The organism is Bradyrhizobium sp. MV1.5, assembly GCF_055807615.1.
On the sequence record NZ_JBVVPL010000014.1, the window covers coordinates 1 to 13,533 of the forward strand.

Below are 13,533 nucleotides of genomic sequence, written 5' to 3' on the forward strand. Positions count from 1 at the left end.
CCGCAAGCGATCGCGCATCGTGTCGTTGAAGCCCGACAGCTCGATGCGGTGAGCGCCCATGACCCGGACACGGCGAAGCTGGAGCCCCTCCGCAAGCTCAAGGACGGTCCGCCCCTCCATCAGCGCGGCGAACGCTGCCTCCGGTGTCAGCGCCGGTGCGTCTGCCGCAAGGACGTTCGCGGCCCAGGTCGCCGAGACCTTGCGGCCGATGATGCGCTCCCCCGCGTCGGTCTGGAGCCGATAGACCCGGGGCGATTCGTTCGGCAGCCGCTTCCAGATCGGCAGCAGCAGGCCCGCCACGACATGGATCGTGCTTTCCGTGAACTCGGGCACCTCGGCGAGTTCTGCCGCCCAGGCGACTGAAAAGCGTTCATGATCAACTTCCACCCAATGACTCTCTGCCATGGCGGTCAAGGAGACGCTGTGCTGCTCCATGGGCCGGATCAAGCGGACGCGCCGCTCGATCTTGCCCTCGTCGAGCATCGCGCTCGCTGCCGGAACCTGCACGGCGGCCCGTCCCGAGCGTTCATTGATCAGCAGGACGGCACGAACATCAGAAAGACGACAAAGAGCGTCATCCAGGCTTACAGGATGATTGCGCAGGCGCTGGGTGATCGTGAGAAGCCGGGTCTCGGCACCGGTGCCGGGATGAGCATAGATTGATCGCCGGTCGGTGACGACAAAGCTCTCGCCGCGGAGCATTTCCAGCCCGAGGTCATAGGTGCCCGAGGCAACTGCGCCTTCGATGCGAGCTGTCAAGAGCTGCTCGAAGACGGTGAACAGGATGTTCTGAAGATCGATCGTGAGCGCGAGCAACCTGTTCAGGAAAGTCGTGATCGGCGGCAGGTCATCCCTGAGCCCATTGGCATCGGTCAGCTTCAGGCCGGTCGCATCCTCGAAGCTCTCGAGCGAGCAGCCCTCGACCTTGCCGCGCGCCAGCAGCGTGTAGAGCTGACGCAACGCGTCGCGGCCGTACTGGCTTTCCAGATTGTCCTCGGGCCGGAACAGGCCCTGGCCTCCGGTCTGGCGCTGGCCACGCGTGATCGCACCCAACGTGTCGAGCCGGCGGGCGATGGTGCTGAGAAAGCGCTTTTCGGCCTTCACATCGGTCGCGATCGGGCGAAACAGCGGCGGCTGCGCCTGGTTGGTCCGGTTGGTGCGGCCGAGCCCCTGGATCGCGGCGTCCGCCTTCCAGCCGGGCTCGAGCAAATAGTGGACCCGCAGGCGGCGATTCCGCGCCGACAGCTCGGCATGATAGCTCCTCCCCGTGCCGCCCGCGTCGGAGAAGACGAGGATGCGCTTGACGTCGTCCATGAAGGCGGACGTCTCAGCGAGATTGGCTGAAGCTGCCCGGTTTTCGACCACCAGCCGGTCGCTCCTGCGAACGATGCGACGTGAGCGGCCGGTCACCTCCGCGACCATGTCGGTGCCGAAACGCTGGATGACCTGATCCAATGCCCCAGGCACCGGCGGCAGCGAGGCAAGCTTCTCGATGAGGCGGTCGCGGCGGGCGACGGCCTCCCGGCTCTCGACCGGTTGGCCGTCACGGTAGACAGGCCGGGAGCAGAGATTGCCTTCCTGGTCGGTGAAGGGCTCGTAGAGCTGGACCGGAAAGGAATGGGCGAGATAGTCGAGGACATACTCGCGCGGCGTGATCTCGACCTGGACGTCGCCCCATTCTTCGGTCGGGATCTCGGCGAGCCGGCGCTCCATCAGCGCCTCGCCGGTCGAGACAATCTGGATGACGGCGGCATGGCCGGCCTCAAGATCGTGCTCGATCGAGCTGATCAGCGACGGCGTCTTCATCGAAGTCAGGAGATGGCCAAAGAAGCGCTGCTTGGCGCTCTCGAAAGCGGATCGCGCGGCCGATTTGGCGTGGCCGTTCAGTGTTCCGGTCTCGCCGGTGATGTTGGCGGCCCGCATCGCGGCATCGAGATTGTTATGGATGACGCTGAACGCTCCGGCATAGGCGTCGTAGATACGAACCTGTTCGGGCGTGAGCTGGTGCTCGACGAGCTCGTACGCGACGCCCTCGTAAGAGAGCGAGCGGGCCGCGTAGAGACCGAGCGCCTTGAGGTCGCGGGCCAGCACCTCCATGGCCGCGACGCCGCCCTCCTCGATCGCCTCGACAAACTCGGCGCGGGTAGCGAACGGGAAATCGACGCCACCCCACAATCCCAGCCGCTGGGCGTAGGCGAGATTGTGCACGGTCGTGGCGCCGGTCGCCGAGACGTAGACGACCCGGGCATTCGGCAGGGCGTGCTGGAGTCTCAGGCCAGCCCGCCCCTGCTGTGACGCCGCCTGGTCACCGCGCTCGCCCTTCTGGCCTGCCGCGTTCTGCATCGCGTGGCTCTCGTCGAAGACGATCACTCCGTCGAAATCGGAGCCCAACCATTCAACGATCTGCCGAACGCGCGAAAGCTTTTCGCCGCGCTCGTCGGTGCGCAGCGTAGCGTAGGTGGTGAATAGGATGCCTTCCGAAAGCCTGATCGGTGTGCCCTGCCGGAAACGTGACAGCGGCGTCACGAGCAATCGCTCCATTCCGAGCGCGGACCAGTCGCGCTGCGCGTCCTCGATCAGCTTGTCGGATTTGCTGATCCAGACCGCGCGGCGGCGGCCTTTGAGCCAATTGTCGACAAGGATGCCTGCGACCTGCCGGCCCTTGCCCGCGCCGGTGCCGTCGCCCAAGAACCAGCCGCGACGAAAACGCACGGCATTTTCTGCGTCGTCGCGTGTGGCAGCCACAACATCAAAGGTCGCATCCACCGTCCAGGAGCCCGCAAGACACTCGGAATGCGCCTGGCCGGCATAGATGATGCTCTCAAGCTGCGCGTCGGACAGGATGCCATCCGCCACGACATTAGCTGGCAGATGGGGCCGGTAAGACGGCTTCGGCGGCGCGACCGAGGCCATCGCGGCGGACTGCACGAGTTTGGTCGGATGCGCATGCGCGTCCGGAATACGGATTGCCTGCAGCGCGTATTCCTCATAAAGCGCGTCGGTCAGTCGAGCGCCTTCCGGAGGCGTCCACTCGACCATCTCCTAGGTAAGTTCGACGCCCTGTGGCGCGCCATCTCCCGAAGGGGACGATGGACTTGGTGCAGAGGCGCCGGACGGCGGAGACGTCGCACGGCGCCTGATGACGTCGACCATGACGGGCGCGACAAGAGGCAGCCTTGGAGGCACATGCTGGGTCACCCAATCAAGCAAGGTAGCGACATCGCTCGCCATGCCCAGCGAGGCCGGGAAGATTTGCGGGTCTGCCGTGGGCAGCTTGTCCATCACAAGCAGCCTGGTGTCGGTCTGCGTTCCGTGATTCGCATAGACCGCGCCGTCGATGGCGGCAGAAAACACCACCCGCCCGCGCTGCTGGAGGCGAACGAAGGCATCTCGCCATGCCGGATTGTCCGGCGCAAGGCTTGCGCCGGTGATGGCAACCAGACGCCCGCCGTCGCAAAGACGCGCCAAGGCAGAGGCGATGTGCCGGAGCGCAGCATCCGCCATGCGTCGATCCACGTTTGCCAATGCCGAGAATGGCGGGTTCATCAGGACCACGCTCGGTACGACACCAGCATCAAGGTGATCATCGATCTGGGCGGCGTCGAACCGCGTCACTTTTACTTTGGCGAACAGTTGATCGAGCAAGGCCGCGCGGGCCTCGGCAAGCTCGTTCAACACCAGGGCGCCGCCGGCGAGCTCAGCAAAGATGGCGAGCAAGCCGGTCCCCGCGGAGGGCTCCAGAACGCGATCGGCAGACGTAACGCCGGCTGCGGTGCATGCAGCCAGCCCCAGCGGGATCGGCGTCGAGAATTGTTGAAAGGCCTGGCTGTCCTCCGAGCGGCGTGTGTGGTTGGGAGGCAGGCTGGCGATCTTCGCGAGGATCGGCAGCATCGCGGCCGTCGAGCCGGCCTTGAGGCGGATAGCCGGGCCAAACTTGCGAAGGAACAGAACGGTTGCCGCCTCGCAGACATCATAGGCGGTCTTCCAGTTCCAGACGCCGGTCGCGTCGGAAGCGCCGAAGGCAGCTTCCATGGCGCTACGCAGGACTGCGGCGTCGATACGTCGGCCGCGTTCCAGATCGGTCAGAAGCTTTCGCGCAGCCCTGACGGCGGCGGTCGTGAGACTTGCAGCGGCACGCATCGAGCGCAGCGCGGCGGCCGCGCCGCCGGCGATAGATTCGGTCATGGCAGGAATCTTTCGGAGAGCAGGAATGGGTCGAACCATCAGGCGCTCTCCTTAAGACCCGACGGCTCAAACCCTTGCCGGCCCGGCTCTCCCTCTCAGCCTTGGCCCATAAGATGGGGACCGGCGCGAAACACCGGTCCCCAAGCAATTGCCGGACGGCCGGAGCCGTTTCTTCTACGATGTTACTCAGCCGCGTCGAGCTGTTGCGGATCATCGTCCTTCGCGTTGTCCCGATCCTCGTCCTCGTCGAGGAATTCCGGCAGGGGGCCCGCTTCACTCTCCTGTTCCACTGACGCCGCATGGGGATCGACGAGGCGCAGCGGCTCCGGCAACCAGCCCGAACCATCGAGGAGACGCTCGGCTTCCTTGGCCATGTCGGCCTTCTTCAGGTGGTCGATCAGTTGCGCGGAGGATTCGCCCTTGGCTTCCCGCACCGCCTCCAGGATGCGAGGCTTGGTGACGCGGCCGAGATAGTTGTCGACGGTCGGTCTCCAGCCAGAGCGAACCATGTCGAGGCCGACGGCACCTGCCAGCACATCAGCGTGGTCGAGCCGGGTGCGGACGCCGTGGGCGGAGACGCGGCCCTGATTGTAGCGGTTGGCCGGCTCATAGACGGCGTTGACCGCAAATGACGCACAGTGAGCGAACAGGGATGCCTGTGCGGCGCCGTCGAGGGCCGTGAGCGCATCCCAGAGATCGTCCTCTCCCTTCGGCAACCGTGCCTTCCAGGACTCATGCCGCGCCTCAACGGCCTTCGCGGACACGCTTTCCCTCAAGCCAGGCGCTTGAGCCGGAAAGGTCGGTGTGCGAAGTCCGACCTCAAGGCAGCTCCCGGACGATGCCAACCGGTAAAAGGCCGTCAGCACGAAGTTGTGCAGCACCGCCTGGAACGCAATTGCAGGATTTTCTGCCAGCGCATCCCGCAATGCCAGCGTGCGATGCGCCGTCAGCTCGGTGATCAGCCGATCCGGCAGAGGTTTTGTCGCGTCCTCATCTTCTTCCGCGTCAGTCGCGCCGCTAGCCACGGCGATTACCGTGCGCTGGACGGAAGGGCCAGCCGCCTTCCCCTCGATCGACAGTGTATCGGCGCCCTCCCCGACATCGGCCTCGGCTGCCGAGACGTCGTCCTCCGGCCGGACGTAACCCCGATCGACCGAGAGGCGGCCTTCGAAATCGATGCTGACGAAGGCGCCGGCACGGGCGATCTCGGCCGGATTGTAAATTATCGGCCGCTCATCAAACGCCATCAGTGCCGTCTCGATTTCGCCGAGACGCTGATCTACCTCTTCGGGCAGCTCGTCGGCATCCTGGTAATCGGATTCAAGCTTGGCTCGCTCCGCGTTGAGGGCGTCGATTGTGGCCTGCTCTTCTGGGGAGAGATCGACCGGTTTGCCCTCGAGCTCACGCAAGCCATCCGTGTGGCCGTAGGGGAATTCGACGGCGAGCGAAATCCACTTCCACCCCTCCGCTGCAATCGTCTCAGCCTCGGCTTTAAGCTTTTCTGTCACCAGACGATCAAGCAAGCCGACGTCCTGAAGCCAGCCGCTATCGTCGTGCGCGAATAGATCCCGCAGGACACCGCCGCCCGCCTGCTCGTAAGCATCAAGCCCAATGAACTGAACGCGGCGATCGGACGCGCGCACGGTATTTTCCGTGAGCATCCGCCGGATCTGGTAGGGCTCGTCATAACCGGATCGGCTGATGTTCTCCCACACCTGCTCCTGCCTGGCATGATCGGCTGTAACGGAGAAGGCCATGAGTTGCTCGAGAGTCATGCCGTCTTCGGCATAGACGTCGTGGAGCTTTGGCGACACCGACGCCAGCCTCAGCCTTTGCTTCACGACAGCCGGTGTCACGAAGTGCCTTGCAGCGATATCCTCCTCGGACATGCCCACGCCACTCAAAGTCTGGAAGGCTCGAAACTGGTCGAGCGGATGAAGCCCTACCCGCTCGTCATTCTCGGCAAGCGAGTCGTCTTCAGCGATGCCGCCCTCGCGCACGACACAAGGAACGGCCTGCGTCTTCGCCATGCGCTTGTGCTTGACGAGAAGCTCCAGCGCGCGATAGCGCCGTCCGCCGGCCGGCACCTCGAACATGCCGGTCTCATGGCCTTCGGGATCCACAACCGCCCGCACGTTGAGACTTTGCAGCAGCGTACGCTGCGCGATGCTTTCGGCGAGTTGCTCGATCGAAATGCCCGCTTTCACATGTCGAACGTTGGATTGGCTCAGCACCAGCTTGTTGAACGGAATGTCACGCGAGGGGGAGAGCGTGATCTTCTGAACAGCCTTCGTCATGTCGATTCTCCACGACGGGCAGCCGGGAGACTCTCTCTCGGCCTCCAACCCGTCGCGAAAGCCGCCGCTCCCCTCTCACTCTCTTGTTCGAGGCGGCAGGGTGAAACTCACGCCACCTCCTGCTCCGCTCTCTCGGTCGTCATGTCGGCAGTGACTTCCGGCAGGAATCCAAGGAGATAGTCCGCGACCTTGCTGGCCTGGGACGCGGCCCGGATAATCGCGCGATTGTCGTCGCGCAGCACCTCCAGCCAGGAGCCGATATAGTCCGCGTGCCGCACCGTCGGCACGATACCGAGCGAGGCGCAACTGAACGCAGACGAGATTTCCGCAACCAGCTCCTCAAAGGCATACTTCATGGTACCAAAGCTGCCCGACAGGTCGCGGTTGAGGCGTGACGGATGTCCGCTGGCATGCGCCAGTTCGTGCAAGGCCGTTCGATGCCAATTGATCGGTTCGAAATAGGCTTGCGGTGGCGGCACCTGCACATAATCTTCTGTTGGCGCATAAAAGGCGCGGTTGCCGCCGATGCGGAAGTCGATGCCGGTCGCCTTGATCAGGTATTCGACCTGCGGCTCAATCAGACCCGGCGTAGAGGGCGGCGCTGTTGTCGCGATCTCTGGAGGCAAGCCGTCGCATTGATCACAGTTGAAGACGGTAAATTGCCTGAGGAACGGAATGGCCTGCGCTTCCTCACCGTTCTCGCTCGCGCGGCGCTTTTCGTCGACCGGCACAAAGCGGTCGGCATAGACGACGGTCGTGCCGCGCTCGCCCTTGCGGACGTGACCACCGAGCAACAGGGCCTGGCGGAAGGTAAGCCAGCTCTGCCCTGTAAATCCGCGTTCGGTCGCAGCAGCCCATAGAATTAAGATGTTTATGCCGCTGTATTGGCGGGCGGTCGCCACGCTTCTCGGCATGGCCAAGGACGCCTTCGCAGCCGCGGTGCCCCAAGGCTGCACCCACGGTACTCGGCCAGCCTCCAGCTCGAGGATGATCTTGTTGGTGATGTCGTCATAAAGGCTTGTCCGGTTCTCACCGGAGCGCGCCCGAGGATAACGTTTGGACATCGCGGGTCTCCGCGACGGGGACTGCGAGCCTCTCTCGCAGATGCTAACCCGTCACGGCAAACCCGGCCGACACTCTGACTCTCGCCCCTCCCCAAGAGAATGCGAAAGCCGCGACGCAGTCACCCTTCGAGGGATCTTCATGGGGATTTACATTGAGCTACCCACGGCCGCAGGCCCGACCAGGCGTGCGCCAGGGCGCATCGCCTCGACGGAAATGGCACCCGGAGAGCGTGAGCATAGCGACCCGAAGAAGCACGCGGGTCCGAGTGCAGCGACGAGACCGGTTCAATAGCGGCACCCGGGAACGGGGCAGTGATAGCGGTCGCCGCAGGCGAGCCCCTTTTCCGAGTGCCCCCGGCGAGGAGCTCTGCGTCGCTTTGCGCGAGGGATCGAAGCCGGATGGCCGAGACGCAAAGCGGCTCGGTTCACGAGAGCCCGATGCGGCGATAGCCGCACGCGCGCACGCGGAAGAGACCGCTACTCGTAAGATCTAGATTTCCTCGCGTGCATTGGTCTGCGCGTCATAGATCCTGATCTGAAGCATAGGAAAACGCTTCTTCAGTTCTTCTCCGCCCGCCTTGGCGCCATCTCTGGTCGCAAACTCGGCCTTGAGTCGACCGTCCACTTCAAGGGCGTAACCAGAGGCCGGTAATTCACGGGTGGCTGCAACCATTTTATTCCCATTGTGCGGTAAGTCATCGGGAATATGGATACCGTGAGTCGCCCGAACCACGCTAGCGCCATCTGCCTAAGCAGCGCGGACCGGCCATTGCACGTGATGGATTTCGATGAGACCCTCGTCACCCGAACCTGGACGCGAAAAGCATGCCTTGCCTCTTTCGGCCGCCGCAGGCAGTTCGGCAGAGCCGGGTTGAAAAATTTCCTTTAAAATTTCAGCTGTTCAGCGGCCCCATATCCTTGCCCTAAGTCCATAGACCGGCAAGAGGACAGTGACGAGGCCGTGACTCAGGTCATCCCATAATGCCCCGCCTCCGCGGCAAAAAACGCCGGAAGCAGGAGGATTCGCGCGCCGAGTCGTCTCCTGCCAGCATGTCCTGAGTGACTGGACACGACCGGTCGGGGCAGAACCCAATGGGCAAAAAATGTCCGCTCGCCGCAGCCCGTGAGGGACTTCCACGGCATGGCATAGAGCACGGACTGCTCATTCCCGCCTCCAGGCGAATGAATAACAAAACAAGGCAACAGCAGGTTTTTAGTCTGGATCACCGCCACCGTCGCCGCGGCAGACAAACTTTGGCGCTCCACGAGCAGATGGCGGGACGCTTCACGCAAACCGAACTGAGGCCTCTAGGAATCCTTCCATGCGCCTGTCGCGTCAAGGCCTGGCTGGAAGAACCTGCCCACTCTGGCCGGCAACAGATGCTATGTGAGGCCGATAAGCCATCGCCCCATCATTGCTGGCTTGCGTCCCGGTGCAACCGAGAGCGCGACCGTATTCAAGCGGGATGTCAACCGGGCAGAAGCCCAAGACTTAAGCCGCGAGCCGGCGGATCCACTTCTATGATGATGATATCTCGATGACTCTTGCGGATCACGCATCAGCGCAATTGCCGTCCTTGTCGCTGGAATGCGTAGGTTGGATTCACCCCGCAATAGGCCAAGGTACCGGAGGCCGTGGCCATGCACTGGTCATAGGTCGAGAATTGGCAGTTGCCCGGATATCCCCAGGTACGTCCCTGCAAGCAATAAACGTCCTGCCGAGCCGGTGGAATGTACGAATGCCCACGCGAAGCGGCCAGCGAAGGTGATCCAAAGCCGGCAAGGATCGGAAGTGCAAGCACACCAAGAGAGAGAAGGTTGCGCATCAGACTGTAGCCTCCGTCAGGTCTTCGATGAGACTCTAGATGTGATGTTTTTAGTTTTGGTCAATGCCACAAGCTTTTGGTGGACCGCTTGTCCGATCGCCTTTGAAAGAACTCGGATCGTTAGAGGCTCCGCGGTTTGAGCAGGATTCCTGCGGCTTCTTCAAAAGCAGCGCAGTATTCACGCGTCAGGGTAGCAAAAACCGTGCTGAAATAGACACTCCGAGGTTGCAACTTATAGGTTCGGGGTGCGCCATCTCTAGGTGCGGTTATCTCGAACGCTGAAATATCCCGGCCGTTAGAGCACGCATCAATCGAGATGAGCGACTCGAGTGGAGCTGGCGCTGCCTAGGAAGATTCAGCGACTTTGAGCTCTCCTAGGGCTTTGTGATCGGCCTGATCCGACGCAGCAGCGACTCGGCATGTTCCTCGCGCTCGCGCATGAATCGCTCTTGATGTACTTTGAAGCTCTCGACCCGCTTCCTGATCTCATCGCGCTCGCTGCCGCCATAGTCAGGGAAGCTGAGCTCATGCGGCTCAACCACCTTTCTCACCTCAGGCGTCGACCGCTCGATTTTCAGCGATTTGGTAAACTCCATCGTTTCAGCGAGCAGGGCCTCGCGTTCGCTCTTCCAATCATGCATTAACGCCCCCGTGTGGCACCACCACACTGGCGGGCCAATCCGTCATAACCAAGCTGCGACTATGAAAGCTAGGCCGATCGCATCTAGGCCGGCCCATCCCTATCCGCTTATCGCTGAAAAAGGCCGCCGACAATCTGGCCGGCGGCCTTCCGGGTTGAAAATGCTATCGTGAATATATGTAGTCCAGCCCCGGTGGCGCGATAATAGACTCGAAACGCGTGGTTTTCTAGCTCTACAGATTAGGAAGCTTAACGCAGCTCGGCCTCATTCAGGTCGGCGACGATCGAGTATCTGTCGCCGCGATGCCTACAATTGCCGGTGCAGGCACAACGTCATTTCCAAGGAGAGATTTGAGTCGGCGTCCGTTAGCCGTGTTTCACACGGCGGACGCGCCTCGCTGCGCGGCTAATCGCGATGAGTGGAATCCGATCCTTCAGAATGGGTTGCTCAACTCCATCCGGGTCTGGGCAACTGCCTCCGGTCTCCGCATCCCGCAGACGACGTGGACGAGAGGAGCGAGCCTTGGCTGGAAATAGACGGGCATCTGACGGCATCACAGGCGCGGCGGGCCCTCGAACACCCGACTTCGCCGGCATCCGGCGCGATTTGGCGCATATAGGCCGCATCTCGGCGCCGAACGTAAGGTAGGGATAAACGTAAAGGTCAGACCAGAGAGACTCGCCCCGACCTCGACTACAGGTTTGCTTCAATCGACATGGAATTACTGGGAACACGTTGTAGGGGGCAGTCCAAGAATGTTTCTAGATGGAAAAAACGCCGCCGTATCCGCTAAGCACAAGAACCGTTTTGCAACGTTCAAGCGACCTCTTTGGGAATGCAATATGAAGAAATTTCTGGGTTTCCTGCTTATCGCTCAATTTTTCTTCCTTTCCGGCGAGGTCTTAGCGCAGGGGCTCCCTGCTCCCTCATACTGGAAAAACGAACGGGGTTCGGAATTGTTTATTTGGTCGGCCAGCAGCGGGGCGATACAAGGAACATTCACAAATCATGCTCGGGGATTCGCCTGCCAGGGCATTCCATATCCTGCATCGGGAGCTGTTGGTCCAACCGGCTTGTATTTTGTGGTGACGTTCGCCCAATGCAATTCCTTTACTCGCTGGGTCGCAAAGCTCAACGGCTCTCAAATGGCTGCGTCATGGACGCTGTTCTACGTTGATACGCACGGTAAACCGAGCAAGTTGAAGGGCGCAGATATATTCAAGCGCTTATGGTAGCTCCCGTTGCAGAGTCGTGATCCAGGGTCCTAATATTGCGCTCGCGAGTTCCTGGCCTGAGCCGCATGGATGTCTTCCGCAAGCCTGGATATGCATGACATGAGGGCATGCAGCGCCTCGCATCCATGCAACCGCTAATCATCCGAAGCGCCTCCATTAGCGTCGGCCCCACCCTCGGGCAGACACCGCGCCGCTTTCCAGTTCGGCTTTCAGGCGTGCGCTCTCCAGCCGCTTCCTCAGCGCTGCAAGGCGGCTCGACAGCCTCGTCAATTCCTCGTTGCCGAGCTCACCGAAAACGATCTGATCCATTTCCTGCTGTTGCGCAGCGATGTTCGCGAGACGCCTACGAGCTTTGTCCGTTAGAGACAACTGGACCACTCGAGCATCCCTGATGCCGGGCTTACGCCGTATAAATCCGAGTTTCTCCAGCGCCTTGGAATGTAGCGTGATGAAGGATGGATCGACTTTCATCACTTTTGCAAGGACGCCGGCCGGGGCCCCCCCATTCTTGCCTAAGTCTGTCAACGCCATCAATATCGCCAATTGTGTTCCAGTAATGCCAAGTGCCTCGGCTCGGACGTGAAGAAAATCCTCCAGACAGACGTTGAGAGTTCTGATCTCCAGCGTTAATCGTCGCACCAGTTCCTGACTCTCAGCAGAGCCATTCCCGCCCTGAATCGCTTGCTTAGCCAAATGCGGTGCCGCCGAATGTTAGGACCATACTCAAAGCTCGTTCGCGCTGACAAGGCTGGAGAAAGGGACAATTGCCTGGCTGATCCTGTCCAAGCGTCACGCGCCCCCTTCCGACAGACGTGGTCCGAAGTAGGTGCCTGCGAGCGAGCCCCGCTCTACATGTCGGCGCTACTGCCAACGTACGGCTCTCACAATGACTGGCCAACATGTACGTTCAAAAAAGACCTTGATCGTCGTGTCTCACATGGCAGATACGCTCGGGCCACAGCTGCGGGAAGACCGGTTCTCGGATCCGGCGCCGGGCAGACGTCTTTCTGAAGCGGCGCACCTCTGCTGCTCTACAGCGTCCGAACTTTGCACAGTCAATGCGGCGGAATTCATCGAAAAAGATCCTCCAAACGCCGAATTCAAGCGCGATCGCTCCGTTGCATGTCGCGTGTGTGTGTGGCTGGGGGACACCAGGCCGATTCTCACGCAAGCACGCGGCGACGGCTGCCCCCACACGAGACCGCCGCGATCTTTGGTTTGGACAATCGAAACTGTGTCGCATGCACCATCTCAATTGGATCATTGGCTGCCCTCGATTTCATCGGCAGCACGCAACGCCTTATCCTGATCCTTGGCGGCGCCTAGCGAGCTTCCACCTGCAAAGCTAAACGCGAACTGCGAGCTGGCCCAGTTGGCCTGGAGCGATATGGGATTGCCGAGATGCTGGCCGATGTGTAAACGATCCTGCGCGACCGCCTTTGGGCGGCGGGGCCTGTAGCTCAATGGTTAGAGCCGGCCGCTCATAACGGTCTGGTTGCAGGTTCGAGTCCTGCCGGGCCCACCAACGGTATCAATGGCTTGGCCGGGCTTTCCACGCCTCGTTTTTTCGTCAACCAATGAAATAACCAACCCTACGTTCTTCGTTGGTGGCGAATGCGTTCCAATGGCGTTCGCGGCGGCGCGTAGATAGTCGGGATGGTGATGGCCGTAAGTATCCCGAAGGGTCTTTTCGCTCATGCCGAGAAAGCCGGCCGCCTGCCACATGGGAACGCCGCGCTGCATCAGCCACGTTGCCGCGGTATGCCGTAACGTGTGGGGCGTCACGTTGCCGATAGACACGTCTAGGCCCGCAAGTCGCACGCCAGAAGCAAAGCCGGTTTTCACTGACGCTACTGGCTTGCCATTCCATTCCACAAAATAGCTCCCTGCGATTCCGAGCCGGGCCCACCTTCGGAGGTGAGTGAGCAGCCTATCCGGCAAGGGAACTGGCGTCTGACGCTTTGTGCTGGCCCGCTTACCGATCGCGAGGCGATTGAAGATGCCTGCTTCCAAATCAACGAACGATTTGCCTTCCGCACGGAAGGGTGAAGCCGTCGCGATCGCACCGGCTCGCGTGCCAGTGTAAAGGCCAATCAAAGCGAACCGCGCCACGTGTCTCAACGGTCGCTTGTCAGTCTCGATTTTCTGCCCCTTCAACGGCCCGACGTGAACTGTTTGCGTCTCGCGGTAGCGCCAACAAGCCCAAAGAAACTTTGCCGCTTCATTACGGGTCAGCCACCGCTCACGCGGCAGGCCCTTTTCCGGCAGAACCACACGAACTATTC

7 protein-coding genes, 1 tRNA gene and 2 pseudogenes are annotated in these 13,533 nt (G+C 61.4%); 2 read left to right on the top strand and 8 right to left on the bottom strand.

Annotated features, from left to right (window positions below):
• From AC0L2J_RS15385 to AC0L2J_RS15410, 6 genes and pseudogenes are all read right to left on the bottom strand, one after another.
• Window positions 1–4,185, bottom strand: a pseudogene (locus AC0L2J_RS15385) (strawberry notch-like NTP hydrolase domain-containing protein); the annotation flags it as partial.
• 182 nt (window positions 4,186–4,367) lie between these two features.
• Window positions 4,368–6,482: a ParB/RepB/Spo0J family partition protein gene (locus tag AC0L2J_RS15390; protein ID WP_473391497.1), complete on the bottom strand. Its 2,115-nt coding sequence runs from the start codon at window positions 6,480–6,482 to the stop codon at window positions 4,368–4,370.
• 107 nt (window positions 6,483–6,589) lie between these two features.
• A complete protein-coding gene (locus tag AC0L2J_RS15395; RefSeq protein WP_473391502.1) occupies window positions 6,590–7,546 on the bottom strand; it encodes an ArdC family protein in 957 nt (318 codons plus the stop codon).
• Between the two features lie 490 nt (window positions 7,547–8,036).
• Window positions 8,037–8,219 (bottom strand): hypothetical protein, encoded by a 183-nt coding sequence (locus tag AC0L2J_RS15400; RefSeq protein WP_219685460.1) that lies wholly within the window; start codon window positions 8,217–8,219, stop codon window positions 8,037–8,039.
• An 886-nt stretch (window positions 8,220–9,105) separates the two neighbouring features.
• Entirely contained in the window at window positions 9,106–9,372 is a 267-nt protein-coding gene (locus tag AC0L2J_RS15405) for a DUF3551 domain-containing protein (protein ID WP_473391506.1), read from the bottom strand.
• Window positions 9,373–9,746: 374 nt separating this feature from the next.
• The gene (locus AC0L2J_RS15410) at window positions 9,747–10,013 is read right to left on the bottom strand and encodes a hypothetical protein (RefSeq protein ID WP_473391509.1); all 267 of its coding nucleotides are present in this window, start codon (window positions 10,011–10,013) and stop codon (window positions 9,747–9,749) included.
• A gap of 842 nt (window positions 10,014–10,855) precedes the next feature.
• Between AC0L2J_RS15410 and AC0L2J_RS15415 the strand changes: the two genes are divergently transcribed.
• A complete protein-coding gene (locus tag AC0L2J_RS15415) occupies window positions 10,856–11,248 on the top strand; it encodes an avidin/streptavidin family protein (protein WP_473391513.1) in 393 nt (130 codons plus the stop codon).
• Between the two features lie 156 nt (window positions 11,249–11,404).
• On the opposite strand, the gene AC0L2J_RS15420 is transcribed toward AC0L2J_RS15415, so the two are convergent.
• Window positions 11,405–11,941: a MarR family winged helix-turn-helix transcriptional regulator gene (locus AC0L2J_RS15420; protein ID WP_473391516.1), complete on the bottom strand. Its 537-nt coding sequence runs from the start codon at window positions 11,939–11,941 to the stop codon at window positions 11,405–11,407.
• Between the two features lie 756 nt (window positions 11,942–12,697).
• Here AC0L2J_RS15420 and AC0L2J_RS15425 point away from each other — a divergent pair.
• Window positions 12,698–12,773 (top strand) — tRNA-Ile (locus AC0L2J_RS15425).
• 146 nt (window positions 12,774–12,919) lie between these two features.
• Here AC0L2J_RS15425 and AC0L2J_RS15430 read toward each other — a convergent pair.
• Window positions 12,920–13,522, bottom strand: a pseudogene (locus tag AC0L2J_RS15430) (site-specific integrase); the annotation flags it as partial.
• Window positions 13,523–13,533: the final 11 nt, after the last annotated feature.